General features: G+C 70.8%; 17 protein-coding genes. 8 read left to right on the top strand and 9 right to left on the bottom strand.

What is annotated here, in order from left to right; all coding sequences use genetic code 11:
* Positions 1 to 5 precede the first annotated feature (5 nt).
* The gene (locus HALOF300_RS18675; protein ID WP_156742421.1) at positions 6 to 938 is read left to right on the top strand and encodes a serine hydrolase domain-containing protein; all 933 of its coding nucleotides are present in this window, start codon (positions 6 to 8) and stop codon (positions 936 to 938) included.
* A 146-nt stretch (positions 939 to 1,084) separates the two neighbouring features.
* On the opposite strand, the gene valS is transcribed toward HALOF300_RS18675, so the two are convergent.
* The 6 genes from valS to HALOF300_RS18705 all read right to left on the bottom strand — a co-directional run bounded on the left by valS (position 1,085) and on the right by HALOF300_RS18705 (position 8,629).
* Positions 1,085 to 3,784: a valine--tRNA ligase gene (gene valS, locus HALOF300_RS18680; protein ID WP_156742422.1), complete on the bottom strand. Its 2,700-nt coding sequence runs from the start codon at positions 3,782 to 3,784 to the stop codon at positions 1,085 to 1,087.
* Positions 3,785 to 3,852: 68 nt separating this feature from the next.
* Positions 3,853 to 4,245, bottom strand: coding sequence for a VOC family protein (locus tag HALOF300_RS18685; protein ID WP_156742423.1), 393 nt, complete (start codon positions 4,243 to 4,245; stop codon positions 3,853 to 3,855).
* Positions 4,246 to 4,305: 60 nt separating this feature from the next.
* Entirely contained in the window at positions 4,306 to 5,121 is an 816-nt protein-coding gene (locus HALOF300_RS18690; protein ID WP_156742424.1) for a carbohydrate ABC transporter permease, read from the bottom strand.
* Positions 5,118 to 5,987, bottom strand: a complete 870-nt coding sequence (locus HALOF300_RS18695; RefSeq protein ID WP_156742425.1) for a carbohydrate ABC transporter permease — start codon at positions 5,985 to 5,987, stop codon at positions 5,118 to 5,120. Before HALOF300_RS18695 ends, HALOF300_RS18690 begins: the two co-directional genes overlap by 4 nt.
* A gap of 47 nt (positions 5,988 to 6,034) precedes the next feature.
* On the bottom strand, positions 6,035 to 7,402 hold the full coding sequence (locus HALOF300_RS18700) for an extracellular solute-binding protein (protein ID WP_156742426.1): 1,368 nt from the start codon (positions 7,400 to 7,402) through the stop codon (positions 6,035 to 6,037).
* A 27-nt stretch (positions 7,403 to 7,429) separates the two neighbouring features.
* Positions 7,430 to 8,629: a carbohydrate kinase family protein gene (locus HALOF300_RS18705; RefSeq protein ID WP_331716246.1), complete on the bottom strand. Its 1,200-nt coding sequence runs from the start codon at positions 8,627 to 8,629 to the stop codon at positions 7,430 to 7,432.
* A gap of 19 nt (positions 8,630 to 8,648) precedes the next feature.
* Between HALOF300_RS18705 and HALOF300_RS18710 the strand changes: the two genes are divergently transcribed.
* Together HALOF300_RS18710 and HALOF300_RS18715 are read left to right on the top strand one after the other, a co-directional pair.
* Positions 8,649 to 9,995 carry a family 4 glycosyl hydrolase gene (locus tag HALOF300_RS18710; protein ID WP_156742427.1) on the top strand — a complete coding sequence of 449 codons (1,347 nt, stop codon included), beginning with the start codon at positions 8,649 to 8,651 and terminating at the stop codon, positions 9,993 to 9,995.
* Between the two features lie 125 nt (positions 9,996 to 10,120).
* Positions 10,121 to 11,038: a hypothetical protein gene (locus HALOF300_RS18715; protein ID WP_156742428.1), complete on the top strand. Its 918-nt coding sequence runs from the start codon at positions 10,121 to 10,123 to the stop codon at positions 11,036 to 11,038.
* Between the two features lie 61 nt (positions 11,039 to 11,099).
* On the opposite strand, the gene rpmG is transcribed toward HALOF300_RS18715, so the two are convergent.
* Both rpmG and HALOF300_RS18725 read right to left on the bottom strand, forming a co-directional pair.
* The gene (rpmG, locus tag HALOF300_RS18720; RefSeq protein ID WP_154793453.1) at positions 11,100 to 11,270 is read right to left on the bottom strand and encodes a 50S ribosomal protein L33; all 171 of its coding nucleotides are present in this window, start codon (positions 11,268 to 11,270) and stop codon (positions 11,100 to 11,102) included.
* A gap of 102 nt (positions 11,271 to 11,372) precedes the next feature.
* Positions 11,373 to 12,350: a quinone oxidoreductase family protein gene (locus HALOF300_RS18725; protein ID WP_156742429.1), complete on the bottom strand. Its 978-nt coding sequence runs from the start codon at positions 12,348 to 12,350 to the stop codon at positions 11,373 to 11,375.
* Between the two features lie 71 nt (positions 12,351 to 12,421).
* Between HALOF300_RS18725 and HALOF300_RS18730 the strand changes: the two genes are divergently transcribed.
* Genes HALOF300_RS18730 through HALOF300_RS18750 form a run of 5 tightly spaced genes read left to right on the top strand, consistent with a single transcriptional unit; the run spans position 12,422 to position 15,892 of the window.
* Positions 12,422 to 12,946 (top strand): MarR family winged helix-turn-helix transcriptional regulator, encoded by a 525-nt coding sequence (locus tag HALOF300_RS18730; RefSeq protein WP_197522669.1) that lies wholly within the window; start codon positions 12,422 to 12,424, stop codon positions 12,944 to 12,946.
* 39 nt (positions 12,947 to 12,985) lie between these two features.
* Complete coding sequence (locus HALOF300_RS18735; RefSeq protein WP_156742431.1) at positions 12,986 to 13,984, top strand: TIGR03557 family F420-dependent LLM class oxidoreductase; 999 nt, start codon at positions 12,986 to 12,988, stop codon at positions 13,982 to 13,984.
* Positions 13,985 to 14,719: a coenzyme F420-0:L-glutamate ligase gene (gene cofE, locus HALOF300_RS18740; RefSeq protein ID WP_156742432.1), complete on the top strand. Its 735-nt coding sequence runs from the start codon at positions 13,985 to 13,987 to the stop codon at positions 14,717 to 14,719.
* Between the two features lie 30 nt (positions 14,720 to 14,749).
* Complete coding sequence (locus HALOF300_RS18745; RefSeq protein WP_156742433.1) at positions 14,750 to 15,289, top strand: MOSC domain-containing protein; 540 nt, start codon at positions 14,750 to 14,752, stop codon at positions 15,287 to 15,289.
* A gap of 9 nt (positions 15,290 to 15,298) precedes the next feature.
* On the top strand, positions 15,299 to 15,892 hold the full coding sequence (locus HALOF300_RS18750; RefSeq protein ID WP_156742434.1) for an ASCH domain-containing protein: 594 nt from the start codon (positions 15,299 to 15,301) through the stop codon (positions 15,890 to 15,892).
* Here HALOF300_RS18750 and HALOF300_RS18755 read toward each other — a convergent pair.
* Positions 15,889 to 17,178 carry a phospholipase D-like domain-containing protein gene (locus HALOF300_RS18755; RefSeq protein WP_197522670.1) on the bottom strand — a complete coding sequence of 430 codons (1,290 nt, stop codon included), beginning with the start codon at positions 17,176 to 17,178 and terminating at the stop codon, positions 15,889 to 15,891. The two genes, HALOF300_RS18750 and HALOF300_RS18755, sit on opposite strands and share 4 nt — an antisense overlap.
* Position 17,179 lies beyond the last annotated feature (1 nt).

Raw genomic sequence — 17,179 nt, forward strand, 5'->3', positions numbered from 1 at the left:
GGGGCATGGACATCGAGGGGGTCGTCGACCGGATGGACCACGTGCTGTCTGCCGGGCGAACACAGGCGCTGGCGGTCGGCGTCGTCGCAGCTGACGCGAGGCAGGTCACCTGCCGAGGCAGCGTCGACGGCCGGGCCGTCACGGTGCGCACCTCCTTCTACGCTGCCTCGGTGACGAAGCAGGTCATCGGTCTGCTACTCGCGCGGCTGACCGTGGCAGGGGCCGCCGGCGTCGACGATCCCGTGCGCCGCTGGCTACCGGAGCTGCCCGACTGGGTCGAGCCGGTCCGGCTACGTCATCTCGTCCATCACACGTCGGACCTCCCGGACGTCACCGACCCGACCCGTTCGGTGCCGGCCGACAATGCCGAGGTCATCGAGCGCCTCCAGCGGTGGACGCCGGTGCAGCCGCTCGAACCCGGCGCCCGCTACGCCTACAACAACGCCGGATACGTCCTCCTCGCCGAGGCGGTGGGCCGGATGTCGGGCCGGCCGGTCGACGAACTGGCGGCGGCCGAGCTGTTCCGGCCACTCGCGCTGCGGGAGAGCAGGCTCGGCGGCCCCGCCGTCCGGATCGCCGGCGTGCCGGACCCACCGGGCACGATCGGAGACGGCGGCCTGTGGACCTCGGTCACGGATCTGACCAATTGGCTGGATGCCTGCAACCGGGACTGCTTCGGGGATCGAGCCCAGCGCGTGGCCGAGACGCCGGGTGGGCTCGACGCCGCGAGCCCCTCCGGGTACGCCTGGGGTGTTCGCGTGAGCGCTCGACCGTACGGCCCCATCGTGACCCACGGCGGTTCCTGGGGTGCGTGGCTGGCGAAGACCGTCCGGGTCCCGGCGCGACGGATCGCCGTTGCCGTTCTCAGCGTGGGTGGCACCGACCAGGCGATCAGCGATCTCGGCACCGACCTCGCGGAGGCCCTCGCGACCCGGTAGCCAACTGCCGCGAGGGTGCGATCGTGCGGCGCAACGGCCCGATGGGCCGCAGGATGACACTCTCGCTGCGGCCGGCGCCCGCCGAGGGCGCGATCGTGCGGCGCAACGGCCCGATGGGCCGCAGGATGGCACCCTCGCGAGCTGGATTACTGCTTCGGCTCGGCGGGCAAGAGCTCGCCGGCGACCGTGACGCCGGCCGTGCCCTCGCCGGCGGCCGCGAGGGTGAGGTCCCCGGCCACGCCGCCCGCGGCGCGCAGGTCCGCCAGCACGGCGAGCACCCGGTCGTGGTTCGCCGGGTCAAGGGTCAGCTCGGCCGATGCGAACTTCGTCCGCTGCGAGACCTTGGCCTCGGACTTCACCTTGCGCAGCGCAGCCAGGGCGGTGCCGGCCACCGCGACCAACTCGGGGTCGCCGTCACCCGCCGCCTTGCGCAGCACATCGGAGGTGGGCCAGGCGGCGCGGTGCACCGATCCCTCCCGCCACCAGGACCAGACCTCCTCGGTGGCGTACGGCAGCACCGGGGCGAACAGGCGCAGGATCGTGTCGAGGGCGAGCGAGAGCGCGGCCCGGGCCGAGGCAACCGCCGTCGGGTCGAGTCCGGCGTCCTCACGACCGTAGGCGCGGTCCTTGACGAGCTCGAGGTAGTCGTCGCAGAACGTCCAGAAGAACGTCTCCGCCACTTCGAGCGCCTGGGTGTGGTCGTAGGCGTCCAGAGCCGCAGTGGCAGTGTCCACGACGTCTGCGAGGCCGCGCAGGATGGCTCGGTCGATCGGTTCGGTCACGGCGTCCGGATCGAGCCGGACGGGGGCGTCCCCGGCGAACGACAGCGCGAACTTCGAGGCGTTCAGCACCTTGATGGCGAGCCGGCGCCCGATCTTGATCTGAGTCGGCCGCTGCGGGTCGAACGAGGCGTCCGTGCCAAGGCGGGCGGAGGCCGCCCAGTACCGGACCGCGTCCGAACCGTGCTCCTCGAGCATTGCGAGCGGGGTCACCACGTTGCCCTTGGACTTGGACATCTTCTTGCGGTCCGGGTCCAGGATCCACCCGGAGATCGCGGCGTGCGCCCACGGCAGGGCGCCGTGCTCCAGGTGTGAGCGCACGATCGTGGAGAACAGCCAGGTGCGGATGATGTCCTGCCCCTGCGCGCGCAGATCCATCGGGAACACCCGGGCGAACAGATCAGGGTCCACCAGCCAGCCGCCGGCGATCTGCGGGGTCAGCGAGGACGTCGCCCAGGTGTCCATGATGTCCGGGTCGGCCACGAATCCGCCCGGGACGCCGCGCTGGTCCTCGGTGAACCCGTGGGGGACGTGCGAGGACGGGTCGATCGGCAGGCTGGTCTCGTCCGGGACGATCGGGTGGGCGTGGTCGATCTCGCCGTCCGCCGTCACCGGGTACCAGAGCGGGATCGCCACGCCGAAGAACCGCTGACGGGAGATCAACCAGTCGCCGTTCAGCCCGCCGACCCAGTTCGCGTACCGGACGGCCATGAACTCGGGGTGGAAGTCGAGCTCGGCGCCGCGGGCGAGCAGCTCGGCGCGCAGGTCGCGGCCCGGGGTCTGGCGGCCGCCGTTGCGGATGTACCACTGCCGGGACGTGACGATCTCGAGGGGCTTGTCACCCTTCTCGTAGAAGTTCGCCTTGCGCTGGGTGGCCACCGGCTCGCCGAGCAGGTCGCCGCTCTCGCGCAACGCGTCGACGACGGCGGTGCGGGCCGAGAACGTCGTCTTGCCGGCGATCTCGGCGTACGTCGTGCGCCCGGATTCGGTGGTCAGCCACTCCGGGGTCTCCCGCAGCAGCCGCCCGTCCCGGGCGATCACCGAACGGGTGGGCAGCTGGAGCTCGCGCCACCAGGTGACGTCGGTGAGGTCTCCGAACGTGCAGCACATCGCGATGCCGGCGCCCTTGTCCGGCTCCGCCAGCGGGTGCGCGAGCACCGGCAGTTCCACCCCGAACAGCGGGGACGTGACTGTGGTGCCGAACAAGTGGGCGTACCGCTCGTCGTCCGGGTGCGCGATCAGCGCCACACAGGCCGGGAGCAGTTCCGGGCGGGTGGTCTCGATGACCACAGTGTCTTTACCGTCTCCGCCGGTGAGGTGGAAGGTGATCTTGTGGAAGTGGCCGGGATAGTCACGGGCCTCGAGCTCGGCCTGCGCGACAGCCGTCTGGAACGTCACGTCCCACAGCCCGGGGGCCTCGGCCTGATAGGCCTCGCCGCGGGCCAGGTTGCGCAGGAACGCGGTCTGCGCCACCTGCTGGGCGCGGTCGCCGATGGTCTGGTAGTGCTGGGACCAGTCCACGCTGAGGCCGAGGTAGCGCCACAGGTGCTCGAACTGTTGTTCGTCCTCGGCGGTGAGGCGCTGGCACAGTTCCACGAAGTTGCGCCGGGAGATCGGCTGCTGGTCCGCAGCCTTCACGGACTTTCCGTCACCGCCGTCATGCGGGGGAGTGAAGTCCTCGACGTACGGCAGCGACGGGTCGCAGCGCACGCCGTAGTAGTTCTGCACCCGGCGCTCGGTGGGCAGGCCGTTGTCGTCCCAGCCCATCGGATAGAACACCTCGCGCCCGCGCATCCGCTGGAACCGGGCCACCACGTCCGTGTGCGTGTAGGAGAACACGTGCCCGACGTGCAGCGAGCCGGACACCGTGGGCGGCGGGGTGTCGATGGAGTACACCTGCTCGCGGGTGGCGCTGCGGTCGAAGGCGTAGGTCCGATCCTGCGCCCAGGTCGCGCCCCAGCGCTCCTCCAGACCCTCCAGGGAGGGCTTGTCCGGTACCTGCGCGACCGGGCGGATGGCCTCGGTCGGAGCGGGTGCGGGACGGGTGGAGGATGCGCTGGAAGTCATGGTTCCAGATCATCCCAGATCGCCGGCGTGTGGCCGAACCGATATGCGCGGTGTCAGCCCCCGCCGGCCTACCCGGCCGGCCTGGCGCTCTGGTACAACCCGATCAGGTTGCCTTCGGAGTCGGTCACGTAGGCGGTGAAGCCCATGCCCTCGCCGATCTCGTTCTTGCCGACCACGACGGCACCGCCCGCAGCAGTCACCTTCGCCAGCGTGGCGTCGATGTCCGCGGTGTCGATCGTGATCACCGGTTTGTCGATCGGGGCCTGGCGCTGCATCATGCCGCCGCCGATGTAGCCGGGCTCCGTGGGGCCCTGCTCGGGCGCGCTCGGGCCGGTGCTGACGAACGAGTAGTCGAAGCCTGGCATCGAGTCGATCTGCCAGCCGAAGATGTCACGGTAGAAACTGCGGGCCCGGTCGCCGTCGTCGAACGGGACCTCGAAGTGCACCACTCGTCCGGTCATGATGATCGCCTCCACGTCGAGGCCGCGCCGCTCGCGGCCGCGAGTCCCAGGCTACGTCCGCTACTCCCGCACGGCACCCTCGAGCATGCCCCGGATGAAGGACCGCTGCGCGAACAGGTACAGGATCACCACCGGCAGGGCCACCAGCACCGCGGCGGCGGCCAGCAGCGCGGTCGCCTGGACGTGCTGCCCCTTGAAGATCGCCAACGCCAGCGGGGCCGTGCGGAACTCCCCGTTCGGACTCATCACCAGCGGGATCAGGAACTCGTTCCAGGTCCACATGAACGCCAGCACGGTCAGCGTCATGACCGCGGGCCGGCCGATCGGCACGAGGATCGACCACAGCACGCGACGTGGGCTCGCGCCGTCGAGGGTGGCCGCCTCGATCAGCGACGGCGGACTCGTCCGGAAGTACGCGCGCATCCAGTAGGTGCCGAACGCGATGGACTGGGCGATCTGCGGGAGCGCCACGGCCCACAGCGTGTTCGTCAGGCCGACCTCGCGCAGGTCGTAGAACAGTGGCACCACGATCGCCTCCGTCGGCACCATGATGCCCAGCAGGAACAGGTAGAACAGTGCCCGCGAGCCGGCGAACCTCATCGTGCCGAACGCGAACCCGGACAGGATGGATGCGATCACGGCCACCGACACCACGGTCACCGACACCAGCAGCGACGTGCGCAGGTACCGCGAGAACTCGCCCTCGGTCCACGCGTCGACGAAGTTCTCCGGGTGCAGTCCGAGGATCCCGGGTGAGGTGGCGGACTGCGGCGAGAGCGCCGCGGCCAGCACGGTGACGATCGGGGCGAGCGCGAACGCCGCGAACACGATCAGGATCACGTAGTTCAGGGCGCGTTCGGTGCCGGAGGTGATCATGCCTGGCGCCCCTCGGCGATCCGGTTCACGATCACGTTCAGCACGAAGATGATCGCGGTCAGGGCGACGGCGATCGCGGCCGCCGAGCCCACCGCGCCCTCCCGGAAGGCTCGTTGGAAGACCTCGTACGCGGGCACCGTGGTGGAGTTGCCGGGGCCGCCGCCGGTGGTCACGTAGACGAGGTCGAACGTCTTCAGCGCGGCCACGATCGTCAGGGTCAGGGCCACCGCGATCTCCCCGCGCACGCTCGGCAGCGTGATCGCGAAGAACTCCCGGATCGCCCCGGCACCGTCGAGGCGGGCCGCCTCGAACAGTTCCCGCGGCACCCGCCCCATCCCGGCCAGCAGCAGTACGGTCACGAGCCCGGTCTGCACCCAGGTGCCGACGATCCCCACCGCCGGCAGGGTCCACGTGTAGTCACCCAGCCAGGTCCGGGTCAGCGCATCGAGCCCGACGGCGCGCAACGCGGTGTTCAGGCCGCCGTCGGGGGCGTAGATCTGCCGCCACGCGACCGCCACGACCACCATGGCCAGGACCTGCGGCAGGAACACCACCGTCCGGAACAGGCCGAGACCACGCACCTGCGCCCGGTTCAGGATCGCCGCGACCACCAGACCGAGAACCAGCGGCAACACGCTGAAGAAGAAGATCAGCACGAGGGCGTGCCCGAACGCGGCCCGGAGCACCTCGTCGGTGAACAGTTCCACGTAGTTGTCGAACCCGACGAACTCCGACGCGCCTAGCCCGTCCCATTCGAACAGCGAGAACTGGACGGACCGGATCAGCGGGTAGATCAAGAACCCGCCGAACAGCATCAGGGCTGGAGCCAGGTACAGGTACGGCAGGTACCGGCGCTGGTGCCTCATCGTGCGCCCGCGGTCGATGCCCGGCCCGTCGCGTCGTGCACCCTCGCTCAGCCTTCGGCGACGAATGCGCTGTAGTCGTCCTCCAGGACCTGCGTGAACTGTGCCGGATCCGTCTGGGTGGCGATCAGGTCCTGCAGTGCCGCGCCGATCGTGTCACCCATGGTCGGGGTCGCCCAGTCCAGGTACGGCAGCAGATGCCCGTTCTCGCTGACGTCCCCGAACGCCGCGAAGATGTCCGCGTTCACCCCGGACTCCGGGGCGAGCTCGGCGGTCCGGTTCACGGGCATGTTGCCGGTCTCGGCGAGGACCGCCATGGCGTCGTCGCTGGTGATGAAGTCGATGTACCCGGCCGCGGCGTCCGCGTTCGGGCTCTGCGCCGTGACGGCGAACGGGAGCCCCGTCGCACCGGTGGTGGCGCGCGCCCCGCCGGCCTCCGCGGGCGGCGGTGCCATGAAGCCGACGTCCTCGCCCATGGCCGCCTCGAGGTCCGCGGCGAGCCAGGAACCACCGATCAGGAACGTGCCGGTGCCCTCGCCGAAGGAGGCCCAGGCGGCGTCGTAGTCGGTGCCGTTCGGACCCTCGTTGAAGTACCCGGACTCCACCCAGCCCTGCAGCTCGGCGGCCGCCGCCTCATTCTCGGGGGTGAGCCAGGAGGCGCCCGCGTTGCCCTGCCCGAGCGCGGCGATCTGATCCGCGGGCACGTGCTGACCCTGGATCGGGCCGAACACGTGCACGGCCGGCCAGCCGTCCAGGTTGCCGAGCTGGATCGGCACCTGACCGGCGGCCTGCGCGCTCGCCAGCGCGGCGGTGAAGTCCGCCCAGGTGCCGCCCGTCAGCGCCGCCTCGTCGATGCCCGCGGCGCTCAGCGCGGCCCGGGAGTAGAAGATACCGACGATCTCGCCGACCTGCGGCAGCCCGTAGATGTTGCCCTCGCCGAACGTCACGCCGTCCGCGGAGTAGGTCGAGGCCGCCAGCACGGACTCCGAGTACCGGTCGGTCCAGCCGTACGCGTCCGCGTACGGGGTCAGGTCCAGCAGCAGGTCGGCGCCGACGAACGCCCCCATGGTTCCGCGGGAGTTGTTGGCCTGCACCACGTCCGGGGCGTCGTCCCCGGTGAGGGCGCCGCGCAGAGTCGTCTCGAGGTCGTCGAAGGACTGCGAGAGCCGGTCGATGGTGATGTTCGGGTAGGCGTCCATGAACGCCTCGTTCAACTGCGTCATCTGCTCGTCCTGGCCGCCACGGGTCTCCTGGTCCCATACGGTCAGCGTGATGTCCCCGAGGGCGGCGAGATCCGTCGAGATCTCCCGGTCCTCGGACGTCGGGGGATCCTCCGAGCCCGAGCCGGGGGCGCAGGCGGCGAGCAGCACGCCGGCGGCGAGCACCGCCGTCGAGATCTTCAGAGCATTGCGGTTCATGATCGTCCTTGCGTTTCGGGGGATGGGTCAGGGGGTCGACGGCGGCACGTCGGGTCGCGGGGGCGGCGGCGGATAGCGCAGCGCAGGCTGGGCGACGGGCTCGTCGGTGGCGACGTCCGCGTCCGACAACCGGGCGATCGTGGCCTCGGCCCGGCGTACCCGGCGGGTGTCCACACCCTTCAGGCACTCCTCCATGAAGCCGTAGTGGGTCACGGTCTCACGGGCGTCGGCCCTTCCTTCGGCCGCGTGCTCCTTCGTCACGCGCCACCAGTCGGCGAGGTCGCCCCACCCGGGCGCGGCCAGCGAGCCGCCGAACTGCTGCACGGCCAGCGCCGAGCAGAGCACGCCGAACCGGAGCCGCTTCTGCAGCGGCCAGCCGCGCAGGGTGCCCAGCACCAGCGCTGCGGCGAACACGTCGCCTGCACCGGTCGGGTCTATCGCGTCGACCCGCAGCGACGGCGCCGCCGCCCGCTCCCCGGTGGAGGAGTCGATCGCGATGACGCCCTTGTGCCCGCGGGTGACCACCGCGAGCGGCACGTGTTCGGCGAGCGCCACCAGGGCCGCCTCGGGACTTGTGGTGCGGGTATAACCCATCGCCTCGTCGGCGTTCGGGGTGAACGCGTGGCAGTCCTCGAGGTCGGTCAGGATCCGCCGGTCCCACTGCTGCTCGGGGTCCCAGCCGGCGTCGGCGAACACGAGCGCGCCGTCGCGGGCGGCCTCGCGCCACCAGGAGGCCTCCCGCACCTCGGGGTCGCCCAGGTCCGCGAGCACCGCGCGGGTGCGCGGCGGTGGCGAGAGCAGGTCGGTGATCGGCTCGGGCGCGGGATGCCCGTGCGTCACCATCGACCGGTCGTCGTCCAGCGCCAGCGAGACCGTGACCGGGGTGTGCCAGTCGTGGAAGCGCCGGGACCTGCTCAGGTCCACGTGCTCCTGGTCGCGCAGCACCGACCACATCCAGTCGCCGTAGAGATCATCACCGAAGCCGGCCGCGAGGCCCGTGCGCAGGCCGAGGCGGGCGGTCGCCACGGCAAGGTTCGCGATGCCGCCGGGGCAGGAGCCCATGCCCTCGGTCCAGACCTCCGTGCCCGGTGCCGGCGGAACCGGGAACCCGGTGAAGACCAGGTCGAAGAAGACGGTACCGGCCAGCAGCACGTCGAGCGTCGGTGGGGCAGGAGCGGCGGCGGGCGGCCTGGCGGGGTAGATCATGGTGAGTAGGGAGTCTGCCATGGTGGGCTACGTTGCGGACATGAGAATTGCCATCCTCGGCGGCGGGGGGTTCCGGGTGCCGCTGGTCTACTCGGCGCTGGCCCGCGCCCACGACCGCGTGGGCACCACTGAGGTCGTGCTGCAGGACACCGACCCGGCCCGGCTGCGGACCATGGCGGCCGTCCTCGACGGCATGGCCGCCGACCTGCCGCACCCCCCCTCGGTGACCGTCGCCGCCGATCTGGACTCCGCCGTCGCCGGCATCGACGTCGTGTTCAGCGCGATCAGGGTGGGCGGCACGCACGGGCGCACCGTCGACGAACGGGTGGCCCTTGGCCTCGGCCTGCTCGGTCAGGAGACGATCGGCGCGGGCGGCCTGGCTTACGCGCTGCGCACGGTGCCCGTCATGGACCACGTCGCCGCCCGCATCGCGGCGCTCGCACCGCAGGCCTGGACCATCAACTTCACCAACCCCGCCGGCATCATCACCGAGGTGATGCGGACCCACCTGGGGGACCGGGTGGTCGGCATCTGCGACACCCCGATCGGGCTGGTCCGGCGGGTCGCTCGGACCCTCGGCGTGGACCACGCCGACGCCGTCGTCGACTACGTCGGGCTGAACCACCTCGGCTGGCTGCACGCGTTGACGGTCGACGGCGTCGATCGCCTTCCCGAGCTGCTCGCCGACGATGGGCTGCTCGGCTCGATCGAGGAGGCCCGCACCCTGGGGCTGGACTGGGTCCGGGCGCTGGGGGCCATCCCGAACGAGTACCTCTACTACTACTACTACGCCCGTGAGGCAGCGGCCCGGATCACCGGTGCCGAGCAGACCCGTGGTGAGTTCCTCGACGCCCAGCAGTCGGCGTTCTACGCGCGCGCGGGCACCGGCACCGAAGCCGTGGCGGCCCGCACCGCCTGGGACGAGACGCTGCACGAGCGGGAGGCCACCTACATGGCCGAGGCACGCGAGGGCGAGCGGGAACAGGCCGATGTCGAGGGGGGCGGCTACCACGAGGTGGCCGTCGACCTGATGGCGGCACTGCTCGCGGGCGAGCGCGCGTCGATGATCCTGGACATCGCGAACAACGGCATCATCCCGACGCTGCCGGACGACGCGGTCATCGAGGTGCCCTGCCGGGTGGACTCCTCGGGAGTGGCACCACTGGTGCCGCCGTCGCCGTTGGGCCTGGACGAACTGGGTCTGGTCACCGCGGTCAAGGCCGCGGACCGGCTGCTCATCGAGGCCGCCCGGACCGGTTCGCGTGAGCTCGCCTGGCGTGCGTTCGCGGTGCACCCGCTGGTGGACTCGGTGGACCTGGCCCGGCGCCTCGTGGACGGCTACGTCGCCGCCAGCCCTCAGATCGCGGCGGTCCTGCACACCGAGTGAGTCATCCCACAGACGGGTGCCATTCGCGATCCGGCGTGGCACACTCATTTCGCCGGGGGGCGGCGCCGCGGGGCGCAAGGGGAGGATCCGAGAACGAGGGGAAGTCTATGGCGGGAGTGTTGCGGATGCGCCGTGCCATCGTCGGGCTGACCCTTGCGAGCGCCGTGGCGCTCGCGGGCTGTGCCGCCGAACAGACCCTCCCACCGGAGGAACCGATCACGCCCGCAGCACCCCAGCAGACCGAACCCACGCCCGAGGAGGGCCAGGGTGGAAGACCGGGCGACCTGCCGTCGTCCACCGCGCCCGGCGGCAGCGACACCCCGGCGCCGGGACCGACCTCCACCGACCCGGACACGGCGGACCCGAGCGACCCGGCCACGACGACCACGCCGGACCCGACCACCTCGGAGCCGGGCGCCGAGACGCCCACGTCGGGCCCGACCACGTCCGATCCGACGACGTCGCCCTCGCCGGAGCCGACCGACCCACCCACCGACCCGGGAGCCACACCGGTGCCGACACCGCCCACGCTGCTGCGGCCGCCGCCGGGTTACGCCCGTGGCGACGGCGCCGTGACCGCGGACGGCTGGACCGAGGTCCTCGTCGGCCGGTGCACCTACCTGACTCGCGCCAGTGCGGGGGAGGACCCGGTGAACCCGCGCGAGGCCGGCGACGCCCGTGAGCTGTCCGCGACCACCCTCACCGGGCACCAGGCCGCGGACGGCGGCGCCGGTGCCACGGCAGCGACCGACCTCGCCCTCTACAACGGCGCCGCTGCCGACGCCGACCCGCAGGACCGGACCAACCTGCTCGCGTCCGACTGGACGAACGCCGAAGGTGCCGTGGTGCGCGGCGCCGCCCGCACCGAGGTGATGCTCGACTACTGGGGCACCGCCTACCTGGACACCACCGAACTGCGGTTCGTGTGCCCGGACGGAACCTTCGACGAGGACGGCTGGGCCGAGCTCTGGCCGCACGTGCGGGTCGCGAACCCGGCCCATGAGCGCCCGGGCGAGTGGTCGCCGGCGCCAGCCGCCGACTGAGGCAGGCCGTCAGCACTACCGGCGGCGGGCGACGACGCCCACCACCGGCGCGGTCGTGCGGTCAGCGCGCTTCGCGGAACTCCACGTGCCGGCGCACCCGTGGGTCGTACTTGCTCAGCACGATCCGGTCGGGATCGTTGCGGCGGCTCTTGGTGGACACGTACTCGTAGCCGGTGCCCGCGGTGGACCGCAGGGTGATCTTCGGTCGCAGGGTCTTGCTGGTCGAGGCCATCGACGCTTCTCCTTCTGCGCAGTACTGCCCGCGCTTCCATTCCGGCGCTGCACCGGACACCTGCTTGAACGGAACGTGGGTGAGAATCATTCCCGATAATTGCTACGGAACCAGCACCGAACGCACCCCCGAACCCACCTGTTCGGTCCACGCGATGTTGACCTCGCGCAGCGGTCGGGTGAGGGTCTCGATGGCAAGCGTGCCCGCGGCGAGCATGCCGAACAGCACCGGGACGATCTCGGTCCCGACGCGGGCGAAGGCCTCCCTCGGCACGCTGCCCGCACCCTGCCCGACCAGTTCGACGCCGGCGCTGCGCAGGACTGCTGCGGGCAGCTCCAGCGTGGGCCCCGCGCTCTCGCCGATCTGCACGAACCTGGTCCGGTGGAACCCTGCGGTGAGGGCGTCGTTCGCGAGGGCGCGCAGGGTCGTCTCGGCCGGCGCGCCCCACAGGTAGTCCAGGATGAGGTCGAGGGGGTGTTCCGCATGGACGGCGCGCACGGCTGCTGCCAGCTCCTGACGACCCTCGAGCCGGATGACGGCATCGGCGCCCAGTACGCGCAACCGCTGCAGGCGGGCCTCGTCGCGACCGACGGCGACCACGTGCCCGGCTCCGAACCGGTGTTTGGCCAGTTGCACCGCGAGGGCGCCGGTCACGCCCGTCCCACCAAGGACGAGCACCGATTGGCCGGGCCGGATCTGCCCGGCGTACTCCAGGGCCAACCACGCCGAGACCGCCGCGTTCGGCATCGCGGCGGCGGCGGCATCGGTGACTCCTGCCGGGATCTCGAAGGCTCGGCTCGGGTCGACCGCGAGATACTCGGCCATGGCCCCGGCCGGCGGGGTCGCTCCGGCGTACACCCGGCGACCGTCCGGCAGGTCGGCGACCGCGTCCAGTCCCACCTGCGCGGGGAACGCCATCCGGCCGCTTCCGTAGTGGGTTCCCGCGACCAGCATCCGCTCGATGTTCTTGATCGCCGCAGCCCGCACGCGGGCCATGGCCCAGCCATCGGGGAGTTCCGGCTCCGCCACCTCGCGACACTGGGGCACCTGGCCCGTGGCCTCGATCACTGCTGCTCTCATCACGTCATCCTCCAGTTATCGTTTCCCGGGAAACGATATGCCTGGCTGCCCGTTCTGGCAAGATGGTTTCCATGGATACGAAGATGATGGCGATCGAGCGGATCGGTGAGCTCGTCGCCGCCGTCACGGCCCGCTTCGCCGACGAGGATCCGGACGAGCAGGCCTGGATGCGGGACCAGTGCTCTCCTGCGGCGCAGCGGATCCTGGCCGAGATCGGTGTCTCGGCGCTGCACCTGCTCGACGCGATCCCTGCCGATGACGGCACCGGTGCGTCGGTCAACATCGTCGGCCTGTCCCGGGCGACCGGGATGCCCAAGGGAACCGTGTCCAAGACAGTGCAACGGCTGGTGACGAGCGGTGCCGTGGCCCGGCATCAGATCCCGGACAACCGGAAGGAGGTCCACCTGCGGCTGACTGAGCCGGGGGAGGAGATCCGACGTGCGCACCGCAGCCTCCACGAGGAGATGGGCAACGGGCTGGCCGCCTTCATGGGCCGCTATTCAGCCGCCGACCTGGAGGTCATCACCCGGGTGCTCGATGACCTGCTCCGGCTGCCGCGGGAGGGACTGCGCTTCCGCCCCGATCTGCTCGCGTGACTTCGAGATCGTGGGCCGCCGTGACCTAGGCTCGAACCCATGACGTTGACCATCGGCTACGCGGCGATGCTCGAGCAGTTCCACCCGACCGAAGTGCTCGCCCACGCGACCCACGCGGAGGCGCACGGGTTCTCCGGGGTGATGGCGGCAGACCACTATCAGCCGTGGGTGCCGGCGCAGGGTCAGGCGTCCTTCGTGTGGAACGTGCTGGCCGCGCTCGGGGAGCGCACCAACGGCGATATCGGTCCGGGTGTGAGTACCCCGACGTTTCGGTGGCACCCGGCCATGGTGGCGCAGGCGAGCGCGACCCTGGCGGCGATGTACCCGGGCCGGCACTGGCTCGGGATCGGCTCGGGTGAGGCGATCAACGAGCACATCGTCGGTGGGTACTGGCCGGAGGCGCCGGAGCGGATCAACCGGATGTTCGAGGCCGTGGACATCATCGGCCGGCTGTTCTCGAACTCCCTCGCCGGCCGGGACTACAAGCACAGCGGTGAGTACTTCAAGCTCGAGTCGACCCGGTTGTGGACGATGCCGGAGGTCGCCCCGGAGATCCTGATCGCGACCGCCGGACCGGTGACAGCGCGCCGCGCGGGCAAGCACGCCGACGGTCTGATCACCATCGGCGCTCCGGTGGACAAGGTGGCCACCCTGCTCGAGAGGTTCGCAGCCGGTGCGAGGGAGGCAGGCCGGGCACCGGACTCGATGACGAAGGTGGTACGGCTGCACCTGTCCTGGGCGCCGACCGATGCCGAGGCGCTCACGAACGCGATGACCCAGTGGCCGAACGGGGCGATGCGGTTCCCGAAGGCGGACATCCGGTCGCCGTTCGAGTTCGCCCAGGTGGCGAAGATGGTCCGCCCGGAGGACTTCGACGGCAGACTCGTCATCTCCGCCGACCCGGACGTGCACCTGCGCGCGATCCAGGCCTACGCGGACCTAGGATTCGACCGTATCTATCTGCACAACGTCGGCCGTAACCAGACCGAATGGATCGAGACCTTCGGCCGCGACGTCCTCCCGAAGGTGGTCCACTGAATGTTGCTCGTCCAAGCGCCCGACGGCGTGGGTGAGGTCACGTCCGGAACCGACCTCGCCGCGCTGCTCACCCCGTTCCTGGCCACCCTGACCTGGCCGGACGGCTCGGTCGGGCCGGCCGAGGGGGACATCGTGGTGATCGCCTCCAAGATCGTGGCCAAGTCCGAGGGCCGGCTCGTGGCCGGCAAGGACCGCGAGGCCGCGATCACCGCCGAGACGGTGCGCGTGGTCGCCACCCGCGACTACCCGGACGGCTCCACGCTGCGGATCGTGGAGAACAAGCAGGGGCTGGTGATGGCCGCCGCCGGCGTGGACGCCTCCAACGTGCTGCCCGGCACCGTGCTGCTGCTCCCGGAGGACCCGGACGCCTCCGCCCGGCGGATCCGCCGCGGTCTGAACGCCCGGCTCGGCCTGCGCCCCGGCGTGCTGATCACCGACACCGTCGGACGCCCGTGGCGCCGCGGCATCGCCGACATCTCCATCGGCGCGGCCGGCCTCGACGTGCTGGAAGACCTGCGCGGCCAACAGGACATGCAGGGCCGGGATCTACGCGCCAGCGTGATCGCTGTCGCGGACGAGATCGCGGGCGCCGCGGACCTCGTGCGCGGCAAGGCGAAGGGCCGCCCGTTCGCCATCGTCCGAGGGCTGGGCCACTTGGTCACCCATGAGGACGGCGACGGCGCGGCCGTCGCGATCCGCCCACCCGAGGAGGACATGTTCCGCACCGGGAGCTGAGGCAGTCCGACCGCCTAGGATCATCACCATATGAGCGCCACAGTCGTTTCGGTCCACGTCAGCCCGACCCATACCTTCAGCAAGTCCTCGACGCCGGCGATCGAACTCGTCGAGGGCGTCGGCGTCCGGGGGGACGCCCATGCGGGTGCCACGGTGAAGCACCGGAGCCGGGTCGCTGCCAACCCCAGCCAGCCGAACCTGCGCCAGGTGCACCTGATCCACGCCGAACTCCTCGAGGACCTCGGCGGGGCGGGCCATCAGGTCGCGCCCGGGGAGCTGGGCGAGAACATCACCACAGCGGGTATCGAACTGCTCGAACTGCCCGTCGGTACCCGGCTGCACATCGCCGACGCGGTCGTCATCGTGACCGGCCTGCGCAATCCGTGCCAGCAGATCAACGACTTCCAGCCCGGACTGCTCAAGAAGGTGCTCCACAAGGACGACTCCGGGCAGGTGCACAAGCTCGCAGGGGTCATGGGTGTCGTGGCGCGCAGCGGCACGGTCCGTCCCGGGGAGGCGATCGCCGTCGAACTGCCACCGGCGCCCCACTTCGCCCTCACTGGCGTCTAGGTTGAGGTCATGCTGTTCGAGGCACGGTTCCGCGATGGGGTGCAGTCGGGCACGGTGACGCTCACGTTCCGCCGGTGGAAGCGCCACCAGGTCCTCGCCGGAAACAGATACCGGACCGTCGTCGGACGCCTCGCCGTCGACGAGGTGTCCGTGGTGGATTCCGCGCAGATCACCGACTCCGAGGCAGTCCGGGCCGGCTACCCGGATGCGGCCACCCTGGTCGCGGATCTGCGTGGCACGCCGGACCTGCCCACCTATCGGGTCCGGTTCCACCTGGACGACGGCCCGGACGAGCGCGCCGACCTGGCCGCCTCCGACGGGCTCGGACCCGACGACGTGGCCGTCATCGCCGCGCGGCTGGACCGACTGGACCGGGCCAGCAGCCACGGCCCGTGGACGGCGCAGACCCTGGACCTGATCCGCGACCACCCGGCCCGCCGTGCCCCGGATCTGGCCGGAATGGTCGGCCGGGAGCGGGACCCGTTCAAGCTGGATGTGCGCAAGCTCAAGAACCTCGGCCTCACCCTGAGCCTGCCGGTCGGGTACGAGCTCTCGCCCCGCGGCCGGGCCTACCTGGCCGCTCGAGCCGCAGGGTCCGGCTAGAGCAGTGGACCGAACGGCCTGGTCAGGTACTCGAGCAGCCGCGTCACCCGGCCACGGTCGTTCCACTCCTGCGGCGTCAGCTGGCGCGCGTTCGTCAGGTCGGTCTTGAACACGTGCTCCATCTGCGCCGCGAGCTCGTCGTCGTAGAACTCGAGGTTCACCTCGAAGTTCCCGGTCATCGACATCCGGTCGATGTTGGTGGTGCCGATGGTGGACCAGCGGCCGTCGACGGTCATGGTCTTGGCGTGCACCATGGCGCCCTTGAACAGCCAGAGGGTCACACCCGCCTCGAGGAGGCGGGTGTAGTAGGACCGCGCGGCCCAGTCCGCCAGCACGTGGTTGGAGACCTCGGGGATGAGGACCCGGACGTCCACGCCGCGGCGAGCGGCCGCGATGAGGGTGGCAAGGATCTCCCGGTCCGGGATGAAGTACGCCTGCGTGATGTACACGTGGGACTCGGCCCGGTCGATCGCCTCCAGGTACAGGCCGCGCACGGGGAACAGCAGCCGGCTCGGCGCATTCTGTGCCGCACGGATCCGAGGCTCCCAACCATGCGCACCGGTGTCCGGGAGTTCGGGGAAGTCCGCCTTCCGGTGGTCGTTCCAGAAGTCGACGAACGCGTTCTCCAGCTCCCACACCGACGGGCCCTCGACGCGCACGTGGGTGTCGCGCCATTGGGTCCGGTACAAGGATCCGATGTTGTACCCGCCGACGTAGCCGACGTTGCCGTCCACGACGAGTACCTTGCGGTGATCGAGCCCGGTCTTGCGTACGTTCATGGTGAGCATGCCGCCCCGGAACAGCGGGAAACGGAGCGCGTGCAGCGTGGGCAGATCGGGCATCCGGTAGAAACGGGGGTCGACCACCAGGTTCCCGAACGTATCCCAGATCAGGTAGACGTTCACCCCCCGGCGCGCGGCGGCGATCAAGGCCTCCTTGAACTGGTGCCCGACCTCGTCGGCCTTCCAGATGTAGGTCTCGAACAGGATGGTGTGCTTGGCGTTGTTGATCGAATCGAGCATCGCGTCGAAAACGTCGGCCCCGTAGGTGAACGTCGTCACCTCCGAGTCCGCCACCGGCATGGTGCGCGGGGCGGTGCGCGGGAACTCCCCGGTCAACGGGGTGCGCCGCTTGCGCATGTGGTCCACGGTCATCACGGTCACGGCTGCGCCGAGGTGCACGGTCACGGTGGCCGCGATCCACCAGCGCGCCGCGCTGATGAAGGTCTTCAGGCTCGGCCGGGGGATGTCCAGGCGCCAGCGTCGTCCATCCTCGCTCACAGGCATG

The organism is Occultella aeris (assembly GCF_902703175.1).
Classification (GTDB): Bacteria; Actinomycetota; Actinomycetes; order Actinomycetales; family Beutenbergiaceae; genus Occultella; species Occultella aeris.

Coding starts and splice junctions, on each gene's coding strand:
- HALOF300_RS18675 (WP_156742421.1), top strand. CDS start 6: ATGGACATCGAGGGGGTCGTCGACCGGATGGACCACGTGCTGTCTGCC.
- valS (WP_156742422.1), bottom strand. CDS start 3,784: ATGACTTCCAGCGCATCCTCCACCCGTCCCGCACCCGCTCCGACCGAG.
- HALOF300_RS18685 (WP_156742423.1), bottom strand. CDS start 4,245: ATGACCGGACGAGTGGTGCACTTCGAGGTCCCGTTCGACGACGGCGAC.
- HALOF300_RS18690 (WP_156742424.1), bottom strand. CDS start 5,121: ATGATCACCTCCGGCACCGAACGCGCCCTGAACTACGTGATCCTGATC.
- HALOF300_RS18695 (WP_156742425.1), bottom strand. CDS start 5,987: ATGAGGCACCAGCGCCGGTACCTGCCGTACCTGTACCTGGCTCCAGCC.
- HALOF300_RS18700 (WP_156742426.1), bottom strand. CDS start 7,402: ATGAACCGCAATGCTCTGAAGATCTCGACGGCGGTGCTCGCCGCCGGC.
- HALOF300_RS18705 (WP_331716246.1), bottom strand. CDS start 8,629: ATGGCAGACTCCCTACTCACCATGATCTACCCCGCCAGGCCGCCCGCC.
- HALOF300_RS18710 (WP_156742427.1), top strand. CDS start 8,649: ATGAGAATTGCCATCCTCGGCGGCGGGGGGTTCCGGGTGCCGCTGGTC.
- HALOF300_RS18715 (WP_156742428.1), top strand. CDS start 10,121: ATGCGCCGTGCCATCGTCGGGCTGACCCTTGCGAGCGCCGTGGCGCTC.
- rpmG (WP_154793453.1), bottom strand. CDS start 11,270: ATGGCCTCGACCAGCAAGACCCTGCGACCGAAGATCACCCTGCGGTCC.
- HALOF300_RS18725 (WP_156742429.1), bottom strand. CDS start 12,350: ATGAGAGCAGCAGTGATCGAGGCCACGGGCCAGGTGCCCCAGTGTCGC.
- HALOF300_RS18730 (WP_197522669.1), top strand. CDS start 12,422: ATGGATACGAAGATGATGGCGATCGAGCGGATCGGTGAGCTCGTCGCC.
- HALOF300_RS18735 (WP_156742431.1), top strand. CDS start 12,986: ATGACGTTGACCATCGGCTACGCGGCGATGCTCGAGCAGTTCCACCCG.
- cofE (WP_156742432.1), top strand. CDS start 13,985: ATGTTGCTCGTCCAAGCGCCCGACGGCGTGGGTGAGGTCACGTCCGGA.
- HALOF300_RS18745 (WP_156742433.1), top strand. CDS start 14,750: ATGAGCGCCACAGTCGTTTCGGTCCACGTCAGCCCGACCCATACCTTC.
- HALOF300_RS18750 (WP_156742434.1), top strand. CDS start 15,299: ATGCTGTTCGAGGCACGGTTCCGCGATGGGGTGCAGTCGGGCACGGTG.
- HALOF300_RS18755 (WP_197522670.1), bottom strand. CDS start 17,178: ATGCCTGTGAGCGAGGATGGACGACGCTGGCGCCTGGACATCCCCCGG.